Raw genomic sequence first — 23146 nt, 5'->3', positions numbered from 1 at the left:
AAACTGGAGTGGTAGTTCAGTTGGTTAGAATACCGGCCTGTCACGCCGGGGGTCGCGGGTTCGAGTCCCGTCCACTCCGCCAACGCTTACACAACATATGGTTGTAAAACATATTCTTATTCTGGAGTGGTAGTTCAGTTGGTTAGAATACCGGCCTGTCACGCCGGGGGTCGCGGGTTCGAGTCCCGTCCACTCCGCCAATAAGAAAAAAGATAACAGTTTAAATATACGCTGGAGTGGTAGTTCAGTTGGTTAGAATACCGGCCTGTCACGCCGGGGGTCGCGGGTTCGAGTCCCGTCCACTCCGCCAACTATTTAAACATTGTTATAGTATAAAATTTGTATGCTGGAGTGGTAGTTCAGTTGGTTAGAATACCGGCCTGTCACGCCGGGGGTCGCGGGTTCGAGTCCCGTCCACTCCGCCAACAAATTAAGTAATACAAGTAAAGTAAAAGTAATATGATATCTCTGCGGAGTGGTAGTTCAGTTGGTTAGAATACCGGCCTGTCACGCCGGGGGTCGCGGGTTCGAGTCCCGTCCACTCCGCCATTTGATATCAGTAACAAAATTAGTAAGTGCATTACCCCATGCACATACCACTGCGGAGTGGTAGTTCAGTTGGTTAGAATACCGGCCTGTCACGCCGGGGGTCGCGGGTTCGAGTCCCGTCCACTCCGCCACTTGTTATTTCCTCAATAACAAGTTGAATACAATAAAAATCATAAATTACATTTCTTAGCACATAAAAAAGCCCACAAAAATGCAGGCATAAATTAATCAGTGCAAACTTATTCAGCTTTTAAATACTGCTCTAAAAATTTCAAGTAAGCGTTTGATGCCGTGATCCGATTTTCTTTTTTGCTAAAACCATGACCTTCATCGTCAAACAATACATACTCAACTGGTACGCCATTGGCTTTAACTGCAGCTACAAGCTCATCACTTTCAACTTGTAACACGCGCGGATCGTTAGCGCCTTGAATAACCATAAGTGGCTTGATGATGTTTCTAGCGTGGAATAACGGTGAAATGGCGCGGTGACGATCACCGTCTGTTGCCGGATCGCCCATTTCGTCGTACAGCGACTTTTTAAAGCTCTCCCACCAAGGAGGAATAGAATTAAGTGTACGTACCCAGTTGGTTACTCCAAAAATATTAATCCCAACTTTAAACTCTTCGGGTTCAAAGGCAAGGGCTGCCGCGGTCATAAAGCCGCCATAGCTACCACCCATAATGCCAATTTTATCGGTATCGACCCACTCTAAGCTCTGTAAATGTTTTTTGCCGTATACAATATCTTGTAGGTCATCGGTGCCGTGCTTTTTATCATCTAAATGAAAAAAGGTTTTACCATAGCCCGAGCTGCCTCGATTATTAACTGCAAAAATGGCGTAACCATGATTTACCAAATGCTGTTGCATCGCACTATAACCGGTACGGCTTTGTCCGCCTGGCCCACCGTGCACCCAAATTAACGCAGGCACTTTGTTGGTGCTACTCGCTTGCTTGGGTTTATATAAAACACCTGGTATTTCTAAACCATCAAAGCTCTTAAAGCGTACTATAGTGCTTTGCACTAAATCGTTTTGATTAATTTTTTTACTGAGGGTATTAGTTAATTGCTGCGTGTTATTACTGCCTACTTGCCATACAAATAAATTACTAGGTGCAGTGTCTGAATTTAAATAAAAGGCCATGCTTTGCTCATCAGCTGAAAAGCTCACACCCCGTAAATTACCTGCCGGTAGCTTAGGCATGGCAATTTCTTTATTCGTTTGCGTATCGATCACGGTTACTTTAGTGCTGGCATCGGCGTTCACACCACTTACCTGGTAGCGCCCCGACGTTGAAAAATAAATAAAGCTTACGTCCCAGTCATCGGCTAAAGCTGGGCTGTGCTCGCCAGAAGCTAGGTCATAACGCCACATCTGCGAAAACTCACCTTTAGCGTCTGTAGAGTAGTATAAGTATTTGTTATCGGCAGAGAAGGTTTCAGGGCTGTATTGAGCAGGTGTATGGTGTTTTGAAATTAATTGTGGCTTTAGTGTTTTAGTATAAGTATCTAAAATAAAGGTATCGCTGTCTTTGTTGCTATTACTTTTAGACAGCGCAATAAAACGACCATTTGGGCTTATTGCACCTATATTTAGTCCTAAAGTATTTTGATAAACAGGCGTTACTTTATAGGTTTTACTATTAACGCGATATAAATCCATAAACTTAGCATCACGCTGATTGCTGGTAATAAAAAATTGGCTGGCATTTTTAGTGAAGCCGGCAAAACTAGCACGGGTTTCATCCCCTGGGGTTAAGTCTTTTACTGTGCCGTCAGTTTCGCGTACATAAATATGAAAGCGTTCGTTACCGCCCGTGTCTTTTGTAAACAACACTCGCTCATCATTTGGAAAATAGCGGATAGGGTAGGTACTGTCGGTAAAATCGGTTAAGCGAGTTTTGCCGCCTGTTTGGACATTAACCTCATATAGGCTGTAAATGCCACTTTCATCACTACTGACTAAAATTTTATCGCCATGGGGTGAAAAGCTACTCCCCATAATTGAGGTGGTATCAAAAAATGTTTCAGCTGAGTAGGTGCTCAGTTCTTTTACATGCGCTTTAGAGCTGGTTAGCGGGGCTGTATATGAGGATGAGGATGAGTTGGTTGATTCACTGCAACCAGAGAGCGCTAGGGTAACTGCGCATGTAATTATTGTAAGTTTAATAATTTGCTTCATTGTTACGTTCCTTCACTGTTGTTTTTATAACCCGAATTTAGGTTAAAGTATTTATAGCAGTTTTACCTGAACAGTTTTTAAACGCAATAAGCAGCTGGTTTTATGTACAACAAAAGTGTATCAAAATCTTACACATAAAAAAGCCAGCACATAATGTGCTGGCTTTTATAACTTAAAAGTAGATGCTGGGCTTATTTAGCGGCATCAGTTTTTTTAGGTTTATTATTACGAGCTGCTTTACCAGCGAGTAAATCAGCAGGATCAAAGTCGTCAACGTTTATAACGTCTAAACGAGCTTGTTCTACAGCTGCTAACTTGTCAGCTTCTGCTTGGCTTAAAATACCAGCCTCAAGACCCATTTGCGCTACTTTATCAAGCTGAAAGAATGGCAGTTTAAGGCCTTTTTCTTTACATACACGGTCAAATAATGGCTCAACTTCAAGTACGTCTTTAAGCGTTTGCTCTTGACGGCCTACAAGGTTAAGCGGCTCATTTGTTAAATACACATAGCTTGCCAAACGATTACGCGTTTCGCTAGGTACTTGTAGTATTTGCGCTAATTTGTGTTCAAGTTGGTCGGTAGGTTTACGAACCGGACGGCCAAACGGGAATAACAATACTTTTAATACGCCACGCAGTGGAGCAGAAGGCATGTTATTAATTAAATCAGCAAGTGCGCGTTGACAATGATACAGGTGATCTTGACAGCTCCACTGTACTAACGGGAAGTCTTCTTTTTTACGGCCTTCGTCGTTATAACGTTTAAGCGTTGCAGACACTAAGTATAGGTAGCTTAGTAAGTCACCTAAGCGAGCAGAAATACGCTCTTTACGTTTTAGTGAGCCACCAAATACTGCCATGCTAATGTCAGACATAAGTGCAAGTGATGCACTAAAGCGCGACGCTATACGGTAAAACTCAGCGGTTTCGTCTTTGTACGGCACACTTGTAAAACGAGCACCCGTTAACGCGAGCCATTTAGTGCGCACAAGGTTAGACATGGTAAAGCCAATGTGACCCATTAATGCTTTATCAAATACGTTTAGCGCTTCTTCACGGTCTTCAATTTCGCACGCACCTAGTTCGGTAAGTACAAACGGGTGACAGCGAATTGCACCTTGACCATAAATAATCATATTACGGGTCAAAATGTTGGCACCTTCAACGGTAATCGCAATAGGTGCACCTTGATAACCACGGCCTAAATAGTTATTTGGCCCAAGCATGATGCCCTTACCGCCAAGTACGTCCATGGCGTGCAGGGTAGAGTCACGCATTTGTTCTGTAAGGTGGTATTTAATAATAGCCGAAACAACCGAAGGTTTTTCGCCTAAATCTACCGCACCGGTAGACATGCTTACTGCAGCATCAGAGCTATATGCATAACCAGCAAGTTTTGCTAACGACTCTTCAACGCCTTCCATTTTACCAATAGGTAAGCGGAACTGGCGACGAATACGGCTGTAGGCACCGGTTGCAACAGCAATCATTTTAATGCCACCGGCTGAGTTTGACGGCAATGTAATTGCACGGCCAACTGATAAACACTCAACCAGCATACGCCAGCCTTGGCCTGCCATATCTGGCCCACCAATAATGTAATCAAGCGGTACGAATATATCTTTACCCTGCGTAGGACCATTTTGAAACGGCACATTAAGCGGGAAGTGGCGACGACCAATTTCAACCCCTGGAGTATCGGTTGGAATAAGTGCACAGGTAATGCCAGGCTCTTTATTATCACCAATTAAACCATCAGGATCTTGTAATTTAAATGCAAGCCCTAGTACCGTAGCCACAGGTGCAAGCGTAATATAACGCTTGTTCCATGTAAGGCTAACACCTACAACTTCTTCACCTTTCCATTGTCCTTTACATACTACACCGTAGTCTGGAATTGAGCTTGCATCAGAACCTGCTTCTGGCGAGGTTAATGCAAAACATGGAATTTCTTGGCCACTGGCAAGGCGCGGTAAGTAATGGTCTTTTTGCTCTTTTGTTCCATAGTGCTGGAGTAATTCACCAGGGCCTAATGAGTTTGGTACGCCAACAATTGACGAAAGTAAGGTTGATTTACTGGTTAGCTTTTGTAGTACGCACGACTGTGCAAATGCTGAGAACTGTAAACCGCCATATTCTTTTTTGATGATCATGGCAAAAAATTTGTTATCTTTTAGGTATTGCCATACATCTTGAGGAAGATCGGTAAGTTCGTGTGTTGCTTCCCAGTCATCGAGCATACTACACACTACTTCAACAGGGCCATCGATAAAGGCTTGTTCTTCAATAGTTAGCTTAGGCACTGGATATTGGTGTAACTTTTTCCAATCTGGGTTACCACAAAATAAATCAGCTTCCCACCATGTTGTACCGGCATCAATGGCTGACTTTTCAGTATCAGACATGCTAGGCGTTACTTTTTTAAACATAGTAAAAAGAGGCTTAACAATATATTGCTGGCGAATACCAGTAACAGAGAGAGGCACCGCTATAATTAAAAATATTATCCAACTAATTAAACCAAAAGCACCCGCAAAGGTACCAATTAATAATGTTGCAATAGAAACACCAAGTGCGGTGTTCCAACTTGCTCTGTGGTAAACCGCTGCGCTGAGCAGTGCGATTAAACCGAGTGTAAATATGAGTGTCATTGCTAATTCCTTATTAGAGGTCAGACCACCTTAGTTAGAGTAGCGTTAGTAACGCTAAGTTTCAAGTACCTTACGTAGTTAAATTTTAATCGAAATAACCGTAAAAAAGCAGCTCATTTAATAGAGTCAGCGTTAATAAAGTAAGTTACAGCTTTAGTCTATGCATTCATAGCGACAAAAAAAATTTAATCTAATAGTAAAATGTTATTTTTTAAGTAAATATAGACGCCCGTACACACAACTAAATAGTGTACGCTTAATATAAAAATATAACGTTATTTATTAATACGTGGTTTAAAGGTTATTTATTTTATGTGTGAATTGCTTGGCATGTCGGCGAATGTGCCTACAGATATTTGTTTTAGTTTTTCGGGGCTGCTGGAGCGCGGCGGTAATACTGGGCCACATAGAGATGGGTGGGGTATTACATTTTACGAAGGCAAAGGCTGCAGAACCTTTAAAGATCCGCAGCCGAGCTACCAGTCAGAAATAGCTAAGTTAGTTAAAGCATACCCGATTAAAAGTGTGTCCGTTATTAGCCATATTCGCCAAGGTAACCGCGGTAAAGTATGCCTTGAAAACACGCACCCATTTACGCGTGAACTGTGGGGGCGCGAAATTACTTATGCGCATAACGGCCAGTTATCTAATTACCATGATTTAAAGCCTGATCATTACCGACCTGTTGGCGATACTGACAGCGAGTTGGCTTTTTGCTGGCTGCTGGATCAAATACGCACTAAGTACCCAAATAAGCCAGAGGATATGGCATCGGTATTTCGTTATGCAGCAACGCTTTCGCATACACTGCGTGAAAAGGGCGTTTTTAATATGCTGCTGACCGATGGCGTATTTGTTTTAGCTTACTGTACCAATAACTTACATTACATAACTCGCCGTGCGCCCTTTGAAAAAGCGACCTTGATTGATGCTGACATGGTGGTCGATTTTAACGAAGAAACCACGCCCAACGATATTGTTAGTGTTATAGCAACAAAACCACTGACTAACGACGAGCGCTGGAAAAAAATGCAGCCGGGTGAGTTTGTATTATTTAAGATGGGTGAATTGATTTAAGCTTGTTTTTTGCCTTTAGCGCTTAGTTGAGAGGCAAACAACTGTTGTAGTAAAGTAGACGCGGGCTTTTATATTGAGCTGACCCAGTATATTATTTATTATCGGAATTATATTATGACTCCTAAAAAACGCCGTATTCTACAAGCTGTGTTGTATGAATTATTTGCCATTGCTTTTGTTGGCCCTATTATAAGTTTTATGTTTGATAAATCAGCCACTTCGGCGATAGGCCTCGCTTTTGTATTATCCAGCGTAGCACTTAGCTGGAACTATGTATTTAATGCGTTATTTGAGCGCTGGGAGTCCCAGCAAACAATAAAAGGTCGCTCATTCAATCGTCGCTTATTACACGGAATTGGCTTTGAAGGTGGCCTTGTTTTAATTTTAGTGCCGGTTATGGCGCTGTGGTTGAAAATTTCAGTGCTTAGTGCGTTTATAGCGAACCTTGGATTTTTTATATTCTTTTTTGTTTATGCAATTGTTTTTACATGGGCGTTCGATCGAGTTTTTGGCTTGCCAGCTTCTGCGCAGCAGCAAAGTGAAGCATAATAAAGCTTAACTTTTAGATTTAATCGCGAAAAAACGTATAAAAAAAGCGCGATTTGCATCGCGCTTTATATAAACTAATAGTAATAAAGATATAAACAAATAGTAATAAAGATATAAACAAATAGTAATAAAGCCATTTGTAGCTAAAAATAATTGCTTACTCTGGGCTTGTTACTTTTTTAATATCAGCAGGTGGGGCAATGACAGGTGTTGTCACGGTAAATGAGTTTATTTGCACTTCAAATTGTTCCATTCCTTTTTCACCTTTCCACATACGCACTAACATGTAATCCATTTCTGGTGCAAACCAAGCAAGTGCTTGGCGTTTGTCGTTATCGTATAAGCGTTTTACTTTAATTGCTTCTACGTTGCCGATAGGTAATGAAATCGTCTCTGTTGCAACAACTTCAAAATTGTAGTCGCGGCGATTACCTTTTTTATCGATTAATGGGAATGAAAAACTGGTTTCGCCTTTTTTCAAACCTTCGCGCACTTGTACCTGATACGAAATAGCATCTTGAAAGTCATCGGTCCATTCGCATTCAAGCGGGTATTCGCTGCGACTACTGTTAACTACTTTTTTTTGTGCGTCAAAATCAATGTTGTAATCTTTATCAGGACCAGTGCCAGTACGGATCATTGAATAATGATGCGGGCTCACTTTGCCATCTTTAAAGGTAAATTTAGAGGTTTCCTGGCGTGAGTCAGAAAAAATCATCCACTCAATATTGCTGTGATAGGTTAACTCGTAGTTATCGTCACTTATCTTTTTGAGTTCACGCACGGCTTCACCATGATTTTTACCTTTGCGTAAAATATCATACTTAGCTTCGTACTGTGTCAATTCGCCGGCAATAAGGCTAGTTGGAAGTAAAGTGCCCACACATAATAGCAGGGCACTTATTTTTTTATTGTGGGTACTGCGCGCCGTGTGCAGGAAGTTTTGTTTCGTCAAGAACTGCATAATCTGCTTCCATAGTTAGTCTGTGTTCACTGAACCACTTGACCACCAAAGGATAAATTATATGCTCTTGTTCGTGCACGCGTTTTGCTAATGTGTCTGCTGTATCATCCTTGAGTACAGGTACTTTTGCCTGAAGTATAACCGGACCTCCGTCTAGCTCTTCAGTTACAAAATGAACACTTACGCCATGAACATCATCATTTGCATCAATTGCTCTTTGGTGGGTATTCAGCCCCTGGTACTTAGGCAACAAAGATGGATGAATGTTCAACATTTTTCCAATATATTTTTGTACCAAGTTAGGAGTAAGAATACGCATAAACCCAGCTAATACAACTAGATTCGGTATAAAAGAGTCAATGATGCTCATTAACTGTGTATCGTAGGCCTCGCGCGAGTCAAAATCTTTATGACTCAGCACTTGTGTAGCAATGCCAGCTTGCTTAGCACGTTCAAGGCCATAAGCGTCTGCTTTGTTACTAATAACAGCCGCTATTTGCGCATTTATCTCGCCACTTTCACAGGCATCAATAATGGCTTGTAAATTAGAGCCACCGCCTGAGATTAAAACTACAAGACGAGTGGGTGCCATTACTTAGCACCACCTACAATTTCAACTTGCTCTTCGCCAGGCGCTGCGTCTTGAATTTCACCAAGGTGCCATGCGTTTTCGCCCAAGTCTTTTAGCATGCTTAAACTTTGCTCAAGTTTGTCGGCTGGAACAACTAATACCATGCCTACACCACAGTTAAATGTGCGGTACATTTCATGCGTAGTAATGTTACCGTTTTCTTGTAACCAGTTAAAAATAGGTGGCCACTGCCAGCTATCGCCTTTTACTACTGCTTTTGCAGAGGCAGGTAATACGCGTGGGATATTTTCCCAAAAGCCGCCACCGGTAATGTGCGAAAGCGCGTGTACGTCAACGTGCTTGAATAACTCAAGCAGTGGTTTAACGTAAATGCGAGTAGGTTCAAGTAATGTTTCGCCTAATGTTTTGCCTTCAAAATCAGCGCTTGTATCTGCTTTAGATACTTCAAGCACTTTGCGAATAAGTGAGAAGCCATTTGAATGCGGACCACTTGAAGCAAGCGCGATAAGTTGATCGCCCGCGGCTACTTTAGTGCCATCAATAATTTTTGATTTTTCTACAACACCGGTACAAAAACCAGCCATATCGTAGTCTTCGCCGTCGTACATACCAGGCATTTCTGCGGTTTCACCACCAATAAGGGCACAGCCAGAAATTTCACAGCCTTTACCAATACCGGTTACTACGTCGGCGGCCGTGTCTACGTCTAGCTTACCTGTTGCATAGTAATCTAGGAAAAACAACGGTTCAGCACCTTGAACAATTAAATCGTTTACACACATAGCGACCAAGTCGATACCTACAGTGTCGTGCTTTTTAAGATCGATAGCTAAACGTAACTTAGTACCCACACCATCAGTGCCGGCAACTAATACTGGTTGCTTATAACCTGCCGGAATTTCGCAAAGTGCGCCAAAACCACCAATACCGCCCATTACTTCAGGACGACGAGTTTTTTTAACCACACCTTTAATACGCTCAACAAGTGCATTACCAGCGTCGATATCTACGCCCGCGTCTTTATAGCTTAGAGACTGTTTTTGTTCGCTCACAGGTTTTCCTCAAAATAGTTGTTTTGGGTTGCTTAGAAACGCGCGTATTTTACAACAATTGCGTAACCGCGGCTAGCGTAAATATAGTATTGAAATAATTAACAGGACACTTGTCCGCTAATTGCTGGCTAAATAAACAAAAAAACGCCCTTAGGCGTTTTTTACTGTTTGCTGATGTTGCAGTTAACGCTATGCTTTAGCAGTTAAAATAGCACGTAGTGGTGCCGGGTAACCTTCAATGGTTTTACTGGTGTCGTTTGGATCTAAAAAGTCGACTAACGATTCGTTTTCCATCCAAGCAGTTTTGCGTTGCTCATCTAAGGTGGTAATCGCACAATCTTTCACTTGAACATCTTTAAAACCGACGCGCTCCATCCATAGCTTTAATGCTGCGGTGCTTGGAATAAACCACACGTTACGCATTTTAGCGTAGCGGTCGGTGGGTACAAGTACCGTATTTTCGTCGCCTTCAATGACTAAGGTTTCTAGGACTAACTCGCCACCGGGGCGCAGCTGTGCTTTTAATTGCGCTAAAAAGTCGATAGGCGAGCGACGATGATAAAGTACCCCCATCGAAAATACCGTATCAAATGCTTTTAACTCGGGTAGTGCTTCAACACCCAGTGGTAATAAATGCACGTTTTCGTCGGGGTTAAAGTGTTTTATAGCTTGAAACTGACACAAAAATAAGTCAGAGGGGTCAATGCCTACTACAAACTGAGCGCCTTCACCGCGCATACGCCATAAATGATAGCCCGAGCCACAGCCAATATCTAACACTGTGCGGCCTTTGAGTGGCTCAATATGTGGAAGCAGGCGATCCCATTTCCAATCGCTGCGCCACTCTGTATCTATTTCAATGCCGTGAACGCTAAATGGGCCTTTGCGCCATGGCATCATACGTTTTAATAAATGGAGGGTTTGTTTTTGCTCACCATCGGTCATTTCACCCGCTGCGCCAATTTTTACCTGAGTAGTAATATCAACATGTTGAGTTTTAACTTCAGGTAAATTTTTAAGCACTTTTTGCCATTTAGGTAAGTCGCCATGACTTGCCTCTAACTGCCAATGTTTTAATTGCGCAGGCAGGGTTTCTAGCCAGTGACTAAGTGGGCTTTGGGCAATAGCGGCGTAAAATTGGTTAAACCATTGAGACATAAATTACTTACTCTCTTTATTTAATTGCGATCATTGAGCAAAAATTAAAACATTGGTACCACGCCTGAGTTTGGCTAAAGCCAATATCTTTTAAGCGGGTAAAGTGCGTGCTTAGCGTATCTGGGCGCATTACGTTTTCAATAGCGGTGCGCTTTTGGCTTATTTCAAGCTCCGAATACCCATTATGGCGTTTAAAATCGTGGTGTAGGTCAATTAGTAAATTATCGCACAGCTCGTTTTCGGCTTTTATTTTTTCGCTTAACAGTAATACACCGCCGGGTTTTAAGTTGGCGTATATTTTTTCAAGCACGGCTTGGCGTTGTGCATGCGGAATAAACTGCAGCGTAAAGTTCATTGCCACCACTGAAGCATTTTGAATTTCAAGCTCGTTAATATCGCCTAAGGTAACGGTAACCGGTACTTCAGACTTAAAGCCTTGTAAATGTACCTTACAACGCTCAACCATAGCTTGTGAGTTATCTACTGCAATAATATGGCAGTTATCGGTGCGAATATTACGGCGCATACTTAACGTAACCGCACCCAGCGAGCAGCCTAAATCGTAAAGATTAGAGTTACTTTGCGCATACTCACCGGCAAGTTTACCCATAGTGCTCACTATAGTGGCGTAACCCGGCACTGAACGCTGGATCATATCAGGAAAAACTTCGACTACGTTTTGATCAAAACTAAAGTCTTTAACTTGTTGCTCAGAGGCATAAATACTGTCTTTAATGGTCACGAAGCCAGTCTCTTTGAAAATAATGGCGCTATTTTAACATTTTATGCTGGATAGTCAGTGATAAATTAAGTAGCTTGGCTAGAATAATGAAAAATAAGTATAAATGAGACTATTAAATGAGCAAAAGTAAAGTTATTAGCACCGATGATATATTAGCAACCCTTTGTCACTCGGTTACAGGGGTACTCACTTCGGCCAGTGGTAATAGTGTTAGTTACTCCGCTATGGTGCAAAAAATTACCCGTACTTGTATGCGCCCAGATATTGGCTGTTTTGTGTTATTTGATGGTGGCTTTACTGGCCTAGTAATTACTAATTTCACATCGCAAGCGGCAATGGAAATTTATGGCGATTACATGCGTAACATGGGCATGCCCGAAGAAGAAATAGCACATAGTCATTTGTCTGACGATGTATCAAATGTGTTAGGCGAGTTAATGAACCAAATAGTTGGCGACTTTACCTCTAAAGTACGCGAGCAATTACATACCTCTATTACCCAAAATCAGCCAAAAATGATGGCAATTAATAAACAGGTACAAATATCGGTAGATACCACAATGGATCGCCCACAAGCGCGCCGCGTAACGTTTACCACCAGTAAACAAAATATATTTTATTTAGAGCTGGCAATGGATAAAACTGAGTTTATTAAATTACACGACTTTGACATTATCGAAGCAATAGATCCCGACGATATTATCGAAAACGAAGCAAAACAAAAAGCAGAAAAAGCGAAAGTTAAAGCTGAAAAAGAAGCAGAAGATAGTGATGATGACGACTTTATGGCAGGACTAGGGCTGTAAGAATACGTTAAAATAATTATGTGGTTAAGGTCATAAAAACCAGCCAAGCGCAGTGTTGGCCTTTATTAATAACTGTTGGGTTGCATGATTTAACCCAACAGTTATTTAAACACAATAGCGCTATTTAGCGAATAATCATCTGTTCGCGCTCAGGACCAACAGACACCATAGTTATTGGTACGCCCATTAACGCTTCAATGCGCTCAACGTATTGTTGCGCTGCAATTGGTAGGCTGTCGAAGGTACGACAACCGGTAATGTCTTCATCCCAAGGTTGCATATTTTCATACACAGGGCTTAATGCAGCCGTTTGTGGCCAAATTGGGTTTTCGCTATGATCGCCATCATAGGCAACACAGATTTTTAAATCTTTCATACCCGATAAACAATCAATTTTGGTTAAGGCAATTTCGGTGGCAGCTTGTAGCTCAACACCGTTGCGCGTGGCAACTGCATCAAAGTAGCCCATGTCGCGTGGACGGCCAGTTACTGCGCCATATTCGTTAGCGCTTTCACGAAAATTGTCTTGCTCTTCCATTGCAGTAACTAAAGTACCTGTACCTACTGATGAGCTAAACGACTTTGCTACCGCAACAACACGTTCAGGACGAAGCGCAGGTAAACCGCTGCCTATGCCTGCATAAGCGGCCGTTACGTTTGAAGAGGTAGTGTAAGGGTATTCGCCATAAACTAAATCGCGACCGGCACCTAACTGAGCTTCAAATAATAAATTAGCATTTTGTTTTTGTAGTGCTTTTAACGGCTCTGTCACATTACAAATAAATGCACGCCAAGGCGCGGTAACATCGAGTAACCACTGCGTCATTTCTTCAGCTGTTTGTGAAAAATCACAACTTGGATATAAGGCTTTTAGCTGTGGCATTTTCCAATCAAGCATAAATTGAATACGCTCTAGTAAAACGTCAGGCTGATTTAACCAACCCACTAAAATGCCTTTTTTCATTACTCGGTCGCCATACGCTGGCGAAATACCTTGGCGAGTCGAGCCGTAAGCAGCGTCGCCTAAACGTAATTCTTCAAGGGTGTCTTCAAGGGCATGTAAAGGCAGACATAAAGTGGCACGATCAGAAATACACAGCTTTACATTAACGCCAGCGGCTTTAACTTCGGCTATTTCTTCACTTAAGGCGCTAGGGCTTATTACCATGCCTGGGCCAAGTACTGCTATGCAATCAGGATTAAAAATACCGCTAGGTAATTGGTGTAGTTTAAAGGTGCCAAAATCATTCACAACGGTATGACCGGCGTTATTACCACCTTGAAAGCGAATGCTTGCTGATGCGTTCTCAGCTAAAAAATCTACGATGCGGCCTTTGCCTTCATCACCCCAGTTTGCACCTACAACAACAATTGACGGCATAATTTAATCTCCAAATTGAACAAGCTGATATGATATGCGGGCTGTTAAAATAAGAGAAATTAATTATAATTATGATATCAATAAGGATTCCATATGGCGTGTGCAATATTAAGGAAGTGAGATGTTAGATATTCATTGGTTAAAAACCTTTGTTACATTAGCAGAGCTAAAGCACTTTGGTAAAACGGCAAGTGCACTGCACATGACGCAACCTAATGTGAGCTTGCATATTAAGCAGTTAGAAAAAATGACGCGGGTAAAGTTAATCGAGCGTAACCCCTTTTGTTTAACCCAAGCGGGTTTGCGTTTATTACAGTCGGGGCAAAAAACCTTATGGGAATTGAAGGTATGTCAGTCTGATCTAAATGCAATAAATAACTTAAGCCAAGGCACACTCACCATTGCAGCCAGTGATATTATTTCTCGCTTGTTACTCATAGAGCCTTTTCAGCTGTTTAAAACCCAGTTCCCGGGGATTGATTTTACCTTGCTTAATACCACCTCGTCACAGGCATCGGCGCTGGTTAAAAGTGCAGAAGCCGATTTAGGCTTTGTAATTGCTCAAAAAGAAAGTGAGCCACTGCATTTTAGTGAACTCCAACAGATAAAGTGGTGTGCGCTGGGAAATAATTTAGCGTTATGGCAGCAAGCAAAAAACGATGAAAGTATGGTACTCACTGAGCCGCCAACATTAATTTTATTAGGCCACGATACCCGCACCCGAGAGTTATTAGATAATGCGCTACCGTCTTTAAATTTACCGAGTTATCGGGTTATGGAAGTGGGTAGTGTTGATGCACAAATTGATTGGGCAGAAGCTGGTTTTGGCGTGGCAATTGTTCCTGAGTTTTCGCTGCGCTCTAAAGCTAATTTAACCAATACAGTAACGGCTTTACCGCAATTCCCAACCACCAGTTTAGGTTATATAGTGCGGCAAAATCAGGTGCTATCTAAGGCAATAAAACAGTTACTACACTGGGTAAATGAAGAAATTTCGCGCACCCATTTAAAACAACCAAAATAGTCATCACTTAATATTACTACCGATTATTATATTGTTAATAAGCTAAGGGGTTTTATGCTATTTATGTGTTGTTCAGGTAATTACTTTAAGATAAAACGCTTATGTTTTTAAGCGCTTTAGCATGCACACTTGTACGGACCCAAAATTAGATGGACTATTTTAAAAGTTTAATAACAAAATTTATAATCGCAATGCAACAGCGGCCGGGATTATTAGCGGTAATAGCATTTTGCTCTGGTGTGGCAAGTTATGTGTTAGTTGAGCGAAAAGAATCGTTTTCGCAATTTATTGCCATATTTTTGCTAGTGAGCTGGGTATGGTTAATTATTGATAACTGGTTGCGCGATAAAGTAGAGCAAAGATTTGGTGTCGCGGTATCGCCCAACTTTATGCGCTTTGCTTTACAAATGGTGCAACAAGAAAGCCTGTTTTTTGCTTTGCCATTTTTTTTAGCGGTAACGCAGTGGGATCACCCGCAAGCTATTTTTACCGCGCTAATGATAATGTGTGCAGTCATATCGGTAATTGATCCTTTGTATTATAAAAAGTTAGCAAAAAATCGCATGTTATTTGCGGTGTTTCATAACTTTGCATTGTTTGTCGTTATATTGGTTACTTTGCCTATTTTATTTAATGTAACCACTAGCCAAAGCTTAGCAATTGCTTTGGTTACTGCTGTTATTTTTACCCTCCCCAGTTTAGGCAACTTAATGCCTAATACCCGCTGGTGGCGATTTCCTTTATTGGTAGTGATTTTGTGTATATTAAGTGCTGGCTTATGGCAACTACGTAGCTGGGTGCCGCCAGCGGCTTTGCGCTTAACCGATATTACTTTATCGCACGAGGTTGATTTAGAGCAACGCCAACCTATTGGTAATATTAAGCAATTAGACTCTTATTCACTACATCATCAGGGGTTATATACGTGGACTGCTGTTAAAGCGCCCAGAGGATTAAATGAAAAGATATTTCATGTGTGGCTATACAACAATAAAGAAGTAGATCGGATCACACTAAATATAAGTGGTGGGCGAGAGCAAGGTTATAGAGCGTGGACCCATAAAGTAAATTTCCCAACTGATTCTGTCGGTAAATGGCAGGTGCAAGTAGTAACAGAATCGGGGCAACTTATAGGTTTAACTAAATTTACAGTTTTGCCTTAGCTAATGTGCATTTACTAGCGCGTTTACGGCAATTTAATTAGCTCATTTTAAGTAAGGATTATTGCCTTGCTCTACAGCCACGCAAAAAATGCGTAAATCAAGCTCTAGCTGGTGGTAACTTGGCTCCATGTGACAACAAAGTTTATAAAAACTTTTGTTATGGTCTTTTTCTTTAAAATGAGCGAGCTCGTGTACCACTAAGGCTTTTAATAACGGCTCGGGAGCGCGCAGTAAATCACTGTTGATGGCCAAATCGTGCTTGCGAGTTTTACCTTGCATACGATAGGTGTGCGTGCCAAGTGCATTAGTGACCATGTCGCCTTGCTTTTTAAATGCGGCGCGACCAAACGGCGGGGCATTTTTTAAATACTGTTTTTTAAGCTCTGTGGCGTAGCTAAAAAGTGCTTTGTCGCTGGTAATATTATGTGCCTGCGGATACTTTTTAAGTAAGTAGTTACTTACTTTATCATTACTGATTAGATTTAATACTTGCTCAACAATGTTTGCAGGGTAGCCGGTAAAATAACGTGCATATTCACTCATGTTGCTCTCTAAGTTCTAACATTTTATTTGTTGTAAGTGGTTATTTAAAACAGTGCTTGCTGGTGGGCTTCTGCCTCGCCGCTAAATGGATTTAGTACCTTGTGGTTATAACCTAGGTCCTTACAAAACTGCCTTGCTAATAACGGTGCTTCTCGGTTGTCTGCGGTATGAAAAAATACATAGGGCGTTTTTCCTTCATCAAGCCACTGTTTTACTTTACTAAGCCAAGGCTTATAAAAGGTTTTATATTCACTTTGTAAATTAGCAATAACAAAACGTGCCATGGGTTGCTCACTTGTAGCAATAGCATGCACGGGCAGATGCGGCTTTTTTTGTTGTGCATCAATCAGCGCTTCTGTATTCGCTTTAACTGCAAATAGGGCGCGGGTATCCATGGCTATACGGTTTATGTTATTTGCCATTAATAATTGATTAAGCGCTATTTCGGCTTCACCCTTTTGAAAAAATGCCGGATGGCGAACTTCTACCCCGAAGTTTAGCTCTTTGGGTAATAGGCTAATAAATTGCGCTAACTTGGGTAAATCATTAGGGCCAAAAGCACTTGGCAGCTGCAGCATAATTTGCCCAGTTTTCTCTAAAATTGGTGCAAATAAGTTAAGCCAAGCGGTTAGCTCGTTGTGTACATTAGTCAGCTTTAGCTCATGGCTAAAGCGCCGATGAAACTTAAAGGTAAATTTAAAATCGTCGGGTACACTGTTTGCCCAGCGTAAAAGAGTACTTGGGGATGGATCGGCGTAAAAGCTGGTATTTCCCTCTACAGAGTTAAAATGTTGCGCGTATTGGCTTAGCATATCGGTATTTTTACATTGGCTCGAAAATAAATTGCCTTTCCACGCATTGCTTGACCACTGTGGGCACCCAATATATAGCATACAAACTAACGCCTAATTATAAAGTAGCTATAGTGTATCAAATAATAAAATATGCTGCTTTAAATCCGATGCAAAAAACGACACCCGCCCTAGTATCTTCATATCACTTGCGTATAATACAGGGCTTAATTTGATTATTTTGAATTGCAAGCGGTGTTATTTTTATATTCGTATTTATAAAAAAGATTTACCCTACTTAAAACGAATGTTTTTTGACCGTTGCACGCCTTTTATCTGACAGGAAAACTATGCGCTCTATATACTGCGGACAGCTAAATAAAACTCACGTAGATCAAGAAGTTGAACTATGTGGCTGGATCAACAAACGACGTGACCTTGGTGGACTTATCTTTGTCGATTTACGCGATAGAGAAGGTTTAGTACAAGTTGTATTCGATTCTGACATTGAAGAGTTGATGAGTTCAGCTAACACGCTTCGCCAAGAATTTTGTGTGCAGTTAAAAGGTATTGTACGTGCACGCCCAGATAGCCAAGTAAATAAAGACATGCCTACAGGCGAAATCGAAATATTAGGCACTGAGCTTAATATTATTAACCGCTCAGAGCCATTACCACTTGATTTTAACCAAGTGAACTCTGAAGAGCGTCGTTTAAAATACCGCTACCTAGACCTACGTCGTTTAGAAATGAGCGACCGCATTAAGTTACGCGCTAAAGCAAGCAGCTTTGTGCGTCGTTTTTTAGATGAAAACGGCTTTTTAGACATAGAAACACCCGTACTTACCAAAGCAACGCCAGAGGGCGCGCGCGATTACTTAGTACCGAGTCGTGTTCACAAAGGTAGTTTTTACGCATTACCGCAGTCGCCGCAGTTATTTAAGCAATTGTTGATGATGTCGGGTTTTGACCGTTACTACCAAATTGTAAAATGTTTCCGTGATGAAGATTTACGTGCCGATCGCCAACCTGAGTTTACTCAAATAGATATTGAAACCTCGTTCATGAGCTCTGATCAAGTACGTGGTATGACTGAAAAAATGATCCGCGAAATGTGGCAAACATTGTTAAATGTAGATTTAGGCGATTTTCCAATTATGCCTTACAGCGAAGCAATGAGCTTATACGGTTCAGATAAGCCTGATTTACGTAATCTAATGAAGCTTGTTGATATTGCCGATTTAGTTAAAGACGTAGAGTTTAATGTTTTCTCAGGCCCTGCAAATGACGAAAAAGGCCGTGTTGCGGTATTAACTGTACCAGGTGGTGCAAAGCTTTCGCGTAAACAACTTGACGATTACACTAAGTTTATTGGTATTTACGGCGCTAAAGGCATGGCGTGGATGAAAGTAAACGATCACACTGCGGGCGCAGAAGGCGTGCAGTCACCAGTAGCTAAATTTTTAACTGCAGATGTAATTACTCAGTTACTTGAGCGTACTAATGCACAGTCGGGCGATATTATTTTATTTGGTGCCGATAAGCGCAACACAGTAAATGAAGCAATGGGCGCACTGCGCGTTAAAATTGGTATTGATTTAGAAATCACTAACCTTGATAGCTGGGCACCACTTTGGGTTGTAGATTTCCCAATGTTTGAAGAAGATGACGAAGGTACGCTGCACGCTGTACATCATCCATTTACTGCGCCAAAAGACATGAGCGCAAGTGAACTTGAAGCAAACCCTGCGGCTGCTATTTCAGATGCGTACGATATGGTATTAAACGGCTACGAAGTAGGTGGCGGTTCGGTACGTATTCATAATGCTGATATGCAAGAAGCTGCGTTTAGAATTTTAGGTATTAATGAGCAAGAGCAACAAGACAAGTTTGGCTTTTTGCTTGACGCACTTAAATACGGTACGCCACCACATGCTGGTTTAGCTTTTGGCCTTGACCGTTTAGCTATGTTGCTTTGTGGTACTGATAACATCCGTGACGTTATTGCGTTCCCTAAAACTACGCAGGCGTCGTGTTTATTAACCAATGCGCCAAGTAAGCCTAATGCTGATTCGTTAGCAGAACTTGCAATTAGCGTAGTAGAAAAAGCGGTACTAAGCGCAGAGTAAATTATTTTTACAGTGTTTTGTAAATATGCGTTAGATAATTAAAAATTAAACCTTTAAGTGTAGGCTTAAGGGTTTTTTTATGGTTAAATTTAGTACTGCAATAATCATACAGATGAAAAGGAATTCTTATGTCAGTTAACATCACTCTTTTTGGCGAGTTTATCGCTTTTTTTATACTTTTATTAGTGCCTATTTTTGCTTTTATTAGTTATAAATTAGGTAAACGAAAAAGTACTAATCCAGGTGTCATTGCTTTTGTTGGTGGCTGTTTATCGCTAATTTTACCTCTGGGTTTAATATTTATAGCGATACTCGCACTGAAAAAAGATCTCCCTAAAAAAGCTCAATTTGCGCGTTAAGGTAATATTCAAACCGTGTCTATAGAAAATAATAATCACTATTTTGATCAACAATTTACAGCATTAGCACTGACAGAGCAGGTTTTTGAGAATATAGAGTTTGAAGACTGTACTTTTACAGATTGCGACTTTTCAAATGGCCAATTTAAACACTGCCGTTTTATAGAATGCAGCTTTAAAAAATGCAATTTAGCATCACTAAAATGGGGTTATAGCTCACTCGAAAATGTTGACTTTAGTCATTGTAAATTAAACAGTATACAGTGGAGTGATATAAACTGGCCGCAGCTTAGTGTTAATGCTGCTGTGAGTTTTAGTCACTGTGAGCTTAGCCACAGTTCCTTTTTTGAACTAACTCTAAAAGCACTTAAACTAACAGATTGCTTTGCAAAAAATGTAGACTTTAGGCACGCAAATTTAGCTAAGAGTAAATTTAGCGGTACTGATTTTCGTGATAGCGAGTTTTTTCAAACTAATTTAAGCCAGTGCGACTTTGTTGGTGCCACGCAATTTAATATCGATTTAAATAGCAACCAAATAACCAAGGCTAAATTTGAGCGTTTTGAAGCGTTGAATTTACTCAGCGGATTAGGTGTGGAGCTGGTGGATTAGCCGTTATTACACGGCTAATTAAGCTTTTTTAACAGCTAGGGCCATTTTTATTACGTGCACTTGCAAGCACTCTGGCTATTTCAAGCAACGCTGGCGAAATATCGGTTGCGCCATCTTTAATTAGCTTAGTTACATCACCCGACGAATATAAGCTATCGCGAGACGATTTAATGCCTAAACCACGTACATAGTCTTTGGTTTTACCCGTGCTGCCGGTTTCAATAAACTTAAAAATAATGCGTTCGTTATCACTTTTAGGTTCCGCTTTTAATACTTCAATTTCGTCTTTATAGGCTTCGATTCGGCTTTGTAAAATTTCAATTCGTTCTGCAATGGTGTTATATGATTTCATGGATGGATTCTTTTGCTAAAAATATTGGAACAATGACGGTTATTATCGCACACATTTAAAATAATTAATTATTTAGCTTAACAAGATGAAAAAATAGCGCAGCTTTAACTGCGCTATTTTATATACAGAATTAAAATTATTATACGTTACTCTACCAATTCACTTATCACCAGTGGGTTATTGTGTAGGGTTTTATGCACTGGGCATTTATTAGCAATTTCGAGAAGGCGCGCGCGTTGCTCGGGGGTTAAGTCGCCCGTTAAGGTGATTTTACGCGTAATAGCTTCAACACCTTGGCCTTGCTCTGCGTCACCGTCTTGTTTTTTATAATCGCGAGTGTGCTCAAGCTCAACTTTGACATGTTCCAACGGTAACTTTTTATGACTCGCATACATGCGCAGTGTCATAGAGGTACACGCGCCAAGCCCCGCGAGTAAATGCTCATACGGATCTGGGCCTAGATTTTTGCCCCCCATTTTAAGTGGTTCGTCAGCAAGCCAAGTATGCTCTTTGGTGCTTACGTGCTGAGTAAATACATGGTCTTTTTCTTCTACTAATACGCTGCCATTATTTAATTTAGCCGTATATTTAGTTTTATCGTAATTTACATAACGATTGGCCCAGGTGGCAATAATATCTGCTGCGTAGTCGGCATCGTTTTTATTAGTAAGTAAGTGATCGGCGTTATCTAGGCTAATAAAGCTTTTAGGGTGCTTAGCTGATGCGTAAATTTTTTCGGCTTCGCTAATATTTACAGTCGCGTCAATAGGGGAGTGCATTACTAATAATGCGCGCTTAAGTTTACTTATGTGGCTTTTATCGTACTTAGCTATATCGTCTATAAATTGTTTTTTAATAGTGAACTCGCGGCCCGCTAAATTTACTTTAGCTTCGCCAGCTGCGTTAATTTCATCTAGGTGGGCTTTAAAGTTGTGTGCTACGTGTTGTGCATCTGACGGCGCACCTATGGTAGTAATTGCCGATACTTCTGGTATGTGCTCTGCAGCGGCCAGCACTGCTGCTCCACCTAAGCTGTGGCCTATAAGTAGCTGCGGCGCACCAAAATGTTCACGCAGGTGATTAGCGGCCGCTACTAAGTCTTGAATATTAGATGAGAAATTACTATTGGCAAAGTCGCCATCGCTATTACCTAAGCCGGTAAAATCAAATCGTAATACTGCAATCCCTTGTTGTGTGAGTGCACGGCTGATACGTGTTGCCGCCGCTATATCTTTGCCACAGGTAAAACAGTGTGCGAATAGGGCGTAAAATTTAATTTCACCAGAGGGCAGTTCAAGTTGTCCTGCCAATTTTAAATCACCACTTTTAAAAGATACTTTTTGTCGCATGAGAAGCCTTAATACTTAAATTTAAGTACAAAATAATAAACATTACTATCATAGTTCAGAGATAGGTGCGAAGTGATGTTATTTCAATCTTTATTTATAATTTGATTAAGATCAACTCGATTGCTCACCTAGCCAAGGTGCGGACATATGTCCTTATGATTTTAGGGCTGTTTGTCTATCCTCACGGTGGTAATAATACAGGCTTTGCTGCTTAAATAGAGTAATCTACCTCTATAATGTAAATGATCTCTCACAACCTATTCACTGGAATGTACAATGCAATTACCTACTGTTGATTATAAAGCGGACAATGCGGCTGCTCAATTTGTTGAATCATTAAGAAATACCGGCTTTGGGGTATTAAAAAACCATCCAATTCCGCAATCTTTAGTTGAGTCTATTTATAAAAATTGGCAAGACTTTTTTAACTCAGAGCAAAAGCAGGACTTTTTATTTTCTAAAGACACCCAAGATGGCTATTTTCCGCCTTCGGTATCTGAAGTGGCAAAAGGTTGTAAAGTTAAAGACATTAAAGAGTATTTCCATGTTTATCCTAAAGGCCGTGTACCTGCCCAGTTAGAAGCAGACATACGTGAGTACTATCGTTTAGCTAATGAGTTTGCAGCAACGCTTTTAAGTTGGGTACAAGCAGAAGCACCAGCAGATGTGCGTGCTAAATTTTCGATTGACTTAAAAGATATGATTGCTAATTCTGAGCAAACATTACTGCGTATTTTACATTACCCACCAATGACCGGCGATGAAGAGCCTGGTGCTATTCGTGCAGCTGCGCATGGCGATATTAACTTGCTAACTGTATTACCTGCTTCTAATGAACCGGGTTTACAAGTTAAAAATACCGAAGGCGGTTGGTTAGATGTTCCTTCTGATTTTGGTTGCTTGATCATTAATATTGGTGACATGCTACAAGAAGCGTCGGGTGGTTATTTCCCTTCAACAATTCATCGGGTAATTAACCCAACAGGTAAAGCGTCTAGTAAGTCGCGTATTTCATTACCACTATTTTTACACCCTCGCCCAGATGTGGTGTTATCAGAGCGCTATACTGCTGATAGTTACTTGCAAGAGCGTTTACGTGAGCTTGGCGTTAAGTAAC

21 protein-coding genes and 6 tRNA genes are annotated in these 23146 nt (G+C 41.1%); 15 read left to right on the top strand and 12 right to left on the bottom strand.

The features are described from left to right. The first annotated feature begins 5 nt into the window (after nt 1-5). From RB215_RS09625 to RB215_RS09600, 6 genes are all read left to right on the top strand, one after another. A tRNA-Asp gene (locus RB215_RS09625) sits at nt 6-82 on the top strand. Between the two features lie 41 nt (nt 83-123). Next, nucleotides 124-200 (top strand) — tRNA-Asp (locus RB215_RS09620). 33 nt (nt 201-233) lie between these two features. Then, nucleotides 234-310, top strand: a tRNA-Asp gene (locus RB215_RS09615). Between the two features lie 38 nt (nt 311-348). Next, nucleotides 349-425: transfer RNA gene (locus RB215_RS09610), tRNA-Asp, on the top strand. A gap of 47 nt (nt 426-472) precedes the next feature. After that, nucleotides 473-549 (top strand) — tRNA-Asp (locus RB215_RS09605). Between the two features lie 54 nt (nt 550-603). Then, a tRNA-Asp gene (locus tag RB215_RS09600) sits at nt 604-680 on the top strand. Nucleotides 681-788: 108 nt separating this feature from the next. On the opposite strand, the gene RB215_RS09595 is transcribed toward RB215_RS09600, so the two are convergent. Both RB215_RS09595 and fadE read right to left on the bottom strand, forming a co-directional pair. Continuing rightward, nucleotides 789-2735 carry a S9 family peptidase gene (locus RB215_RS09595; RefSeq protein ID WP_309216276.1) on the bottom strand — a complete coding sequence of 649 codons (1947 nt, stop codon included), beginning with the start codon at nt 2733-2735 and terminating at the stop codon, nt 789-791. Between the two features lie 191 nt (nt 2736-2926). Next, nucleotides 2927-5386: an acyl-CoA dehydrogenase FadE gene (fadE, locus tag RB215_RS09590; RefSeq protein WP_011328618.1), complete on the bottom strand. Its 2460-nt coding sequence runs from the start codon at nt 5384-5386 to the stop codon at nt 2927-2929. 312 nt (nt 5387-5698) lie between these two features. On the opposite strand from fadE, the gene RB215_RS09585 reads away from it, so the two are divergent. Together RB215_RS09585 and RB215_RS09580 are read left to right on the top strand one after the other, a co-directional pair. After that, nucleotides 5699-6463, top strand: a complete 765-nt coding sequence (locus tag RB215_RS09585) for a class II glutamine amidotransferase (protein ID WP_309216275.1) — start codon at nt 5699-5701, stop codon at nt 6461-6463. 114 nt (nt 6464-6577) lie between these two features. Further along, nucleotides 6578-7012: a PACE efflux transporter gene (locus RB215_RS09580; protein WP_011328616.1), complete on the top strand. Its 435-nt coding sequence runs from the start codon at nt 6578-6580 to the stop codon at nt 7010-7012. Nucleotides 7013-7169: 157 nt separating this feature from the next. On the opposite strand, the gene RB215_RS09575 is transcribed toward RB215_RS09580, so the two are convergent. The 5 genes from RB215_RS09575 to cmoA form a co-directional block, all read right to left on the bottom strand. Beyond that, nucleotides 7170-7976 carry a DUF3108 domain-containing protein gene (locus tag RB215_RS09575; RefSeq protein WP_375144240.1) on the bottom strand — a complete coding sequence of 269 codons (807 nt, stop codon included), beginning with the start codon at nt 7974-7976 and terminating at the stop codon, nt 7170-7172. Next, the gene (gene purN / locus RB215_RS09570; RefSeq protein WP_011328614.1) at nt 7921-8568 is read right to left on the bottom strand and encodes a phosphoribosylglycinamide formyltransferase; all 648 of its coding nucleotides are present in this window, start codon (nt 8566-8568) and stop codon (nt 7921-7923) included. Before purN ends, RB215_RS09575 begins: the two co-directional genes overlap by 56 nt. Next, nucleotides 8568-9620 (bottom strand): phosphoribosylformylglycinamidine cyclo-ligase, encoded by a 1053-nt coding sequence (purM, locus tag RB215_RS09565; RefSeq protein ID WP_309216274.1) that lies wholly within the window; start codon nt 9618-9620, stop codon nt 8568-8570. Before purM ends, purN begins: the two co-directional genes overlap by 1 nt. 189 nt (nt 9621-9809) lie before the next feature. Beyond that, on the bottom strand, nt 9810-10778 hold the full coding sequence (gene cmoB, locus RB215_RS09560) for a tRNA 5-methoxyuridine(34)/uridine 5-oxyacetic acid(34) synthase CmoB (protein ID WP_089368525.1): 969 nt from the start codon (nt 10776-10778) through the stop codon (nt 9810-9812). Between the two features lie 16 nt (nt 10779-10794). After that, complete coding sequence (cmoA, locus tag RB215_RS09555; RefSeq protein WP_011328611.1) at nt 10795-11520, bottom strand: carboxy-S-adenosyl-L-methionine synthase CmoA; 726 nt, start codon at nt 11518-11520, stop codon at nt 10795-10797. A 116-nt stretch (nt 11521-11636) separates the two neighbouring features. Between cmoA and RB215_RS09550 the strand changes: the two genes are divergently transcribed. Beyond that, nucleotides 11637-12326 (top strand): DUF3334 family protein, encoded by a 690-nt coding sequence (locus RB215_RS09550; protein ID WP_089368524.1) that lies wholly within the window; start codon nt 11637-11639, stop codon nt 12324-12326. 124 nt (nt 12327-12450) lie between these two features. On the opposite strand, the gene RB215_RS09545 is transcribed toward RB215_RS09550, so the two are convergent. Then, a complete protein-coding gene (locus RB215_RS09545) occupies nt 12451-13707 on the bottom strand; it encodes an adenylosuccinate synthase (RefSeq protein WP_011328609.1) in 1257 nt (418 codons plus the stop codon). 121 nt (nt 13708-13828) lie between these two features. Here RB215_RS09545 and RB215_RS09540 point away from each other — a divergent pair, with 121 nt between their 5' ends. Beyond that, a complete protein-coding gene (locus RB215_RS09540) occupies nt 13829-14731 on the top strand; it encodes a LysR family transcriptional regulator (protein WP_089368523.1) in 903 nt (300 codons plus the stop codon). A 149-nt stretch (nt 14732-14880) separates the two neighbouring features. After that, complete coding sequence (locus RB215_RS09535) at nt 14881-15894, top strand: DUF5924 family protein (RefSeq protein WP_089368522.1); 1014 nt, start codon at nt 14881-14883, stop codon at nt 15892-15894. A 42-nt stretch (nt 15895-15936) separates the two neighbouring features. On the opposite strand, the gene RB215_RS09530 is transcribed toward RB215_RS09535, so the two are convergent. Next, nucleotides 15937-16437, bottom strand: a complete 501-nt coding sequence (locus RB215_RS09530; protein WP_011328606.1) for a M48 family metallopeptidase — start codon at nt 16435-16437, stop codon at nt 15937-15939. Between the two features lie 44 nt (nt 16438-16481). Further along, nucleotides 16482-17330: a DUF72 domain-containing protein gene (locus tag RB215_RS09525; RefSeq protein ID WP_011328605.1), complete on the bottom strand. Its 849-nt coding sequence runs from the start codon at nt 17328-17330 to the stop codon at nt 16482-16484. 248 nt (nt 17331-17578) lie between these two features. Here RB215_RS09525 and aspS point away from each other — a divergent pair, with 248 nt between their 5' ends. The 3 genes from aspS (at nt 17579) to RB215_RS09510 (ending at nt 20328) form a co-directional block, all read left to right on the top strand. Beyond that, entirely contained in the window at nt 17579-19357 is a 1779-nt protein-coding gene (gene aspS, locus RB215_RS09520) for an aspartate--tRNA ligase (RefSeq protein WP_309216273.1), read from the top strand. Nucleotides 19358-19485: 128 nt separating this feature from the next. Continuing rightward, entirely contained in the window at nt 19486-19716 is a 231-nt protein-coding gene (locus tag RB215_RS09515) for a hypothetical protein (protein WP_011328602.1), read from the top strand. A 15-nt stretch (nt 19717-19731) separates the two neighbouring features. Continuing rightward, nucleotides 19732-20328 carry a pentapeptide repeat-containing protein gene (locus tag RB215_RS09510; protein WP_011328601.1) on the top strand — a complete coding sequence of 199 codons (597 nt, stop codon included), beginning with the start codon at nt 19732-19734 and terminating at the stop codon, nt 20326-20328. A 28-nt stretch (nt 20329-20356) separates the two neighbouring features. On the opposite strand, the gene RB215_RS09505 is transcribed toward RB215_RS09510, so the two are convergent. Together RB215_RS09505 and RB215_RS09500 are read right to left on the bottom strand one after the other, a co-directional pair. Then, nucleotides 20357-20680, bottom strand: a complete 324-nt coding sequence (locus RB215_RS09505; RefSeq protein ID WP_011328600.1) for a hypothetical protein — start codon at nt 20678-20680, stop codon at nt 20357-20359. Between the two features lie 146 nt (nt 20681-20826). Then, complete coding sequence (locus tag RB215_RS09500; RefSeq protein ID WP_197182166.1) at nt 20827-22029, bottom strand: bifunctional alpha/beta hydrolase/OsmC family protein; 1203 nt, start codon at nt 22027-22029, stop codon at nt 20827-20829. Between the two features lie 276 nt (nt 22030-22305). Here RB215_RS09500 and RB215_RS09495 point away from each other — a divergent pair, with 276 nt between their 5' ends. Then, entirely contained in the window at nt 22306-23145 is an 840-nt protein-coding gene (locus tag RB215_RS09495) for an isopenicillin N synthase family oxygenase (protein WP_011328598.1), read from the top strand. Nucleotide 23146: the final 1 nt, after the last annotated feature.

Origin of the sequence: Pseudoalteromonas sp. HL-AS2 (genome assembly GCF_031198805.1) — a bacterium.
In the GTDB taxonomy this organism is placed as follows: Bacteria; Pseudomonadota; Gammaproteobacteria; order Enterobacterales; family Alteromonadaceae; genus Pseudoalteromonas; species Pseudoalteromonas nigrifaciens.
The sequence above is the reverse complement of the archived record's forward strand: the minus strand, read 5'-3'. Positions and strand labels throughout refer to the sequence as shown.

Coding starts and splice junctions, on each gene's coding strand:
- RB215_RS09595 (WP_309216276.1), bottom strand. CDS start 2,735: ATGAAGCAAATTATTAAACTTACAATAATTACATGCGCAGTTACCCTA.
- fadE (WP_011328618.1), bottom strand. CDS start 5,386: ATGACACTCATATTTACACTCGGTTTAATCGCACTGCTCAGCGCAGCG.
- RB215_RS09585 (WP_309216275.1), top strand. CDS start 5,699: ATGTGTGAATTGCTTGGCATGTCGGCGAATGTGCCTACAGATATTTGT.
- RB215_RS09580 (WP_011328616.1), top strand. CDS start 6,578: ATGACTCCTAAAAAACGCCGTATTCTACAAGCTGTGTTGTATGAATTA.
- RB215_RS09575 (WP_375144240.1), bottom strand. CDS start 7,976: ATGCAGTTCTTGACGAAACAAAACTTCCTGCACACGGCGCGCAGTACC.
- purN (WP_011328614.1), bottom strand. CDS start 8,568: ATGGCACCCACTCGTCTTGTAGTTTTAATCTCAGGCGGTGGCTCTAAT.
- cmoB (WP_089368525.1), bottom strand. CDS start 10,778: ATGTCTCAATGGTTTAACCAATTTTACGCCGCTATTGCCCAAAGCCCA.
- RB215_RS09550 (WP_089368524.1), top strand. CDS start 11,637: ATGAGCAAAAGTAAAGTTATTAGCACCGATGATATATTAGCAACCCTT.
- RB215_RS09545 (WP_011328609.1), bottom strand. CDS start 13,707: ATGCCGTCAATTGTTGTTGTAGGTGCAAACTGGGGTGATGAAGGCAAA.
- RB215_RS09540 (WP_089368523.1), top strand. CDS start 13,829: ATGTTAGATATTCATTGGTTAAAAACCTTTGTTACATTAGCAGAGCTA.
- RB215_RS09535 (WP_089368522.1), top strand. CDS start 14,881: ATGGACTATTTTAAAAGTTTAATAACAAAATTTATAATCGCAATGCAA.
- RB215_RS09530 (WP_011328606.1), bottom strand. CDS start 16,437: ATGAGTGAATATGCACGTTATTTTACCGGCTACCCTGCAAACATTGTT.
- RB215_RS09525 (WP_011328605.1), bottom strand. CDS start 17,330: ATGCTATATATTGGGTGCCCACAGTGGTCAAGCAATGCGTGGAAAGGC.
- aspS (WP_309216273.1), top strand. CDS start 17,579: ATGCGCTCTATATACTGCGGACAGCTAAATAAAACTCACGTAGATCAA.
- RB215_RS09515 (WP_011328602.1), top strand. CDS start 19,486: ATGTCAGTTAACATCACTCTTTTTGGCGAGTTTATCGCTTTTTTTATA.
- RB215_RS09505 (WP_011328600.1), bottom strand. CDS start 20,680: ATGAAATCATATAACACCATTGCAGAACGAATTGAAATTTTACAAAGC.
- RB215_RS09500 (WP_197182166.1), bottom strand. CDS start 22,029: ATGCGACAAAAAGTATCTTTTAAAAGTGGTGATTTAAAATTGGCAGGA.
- RB215_RS09495 (WP_011328598.1), top strand. CDS start 22,306: ATGCAATTACCTACTGTTGATTATAAAGCGGACAATGCGGCTGCTCAA.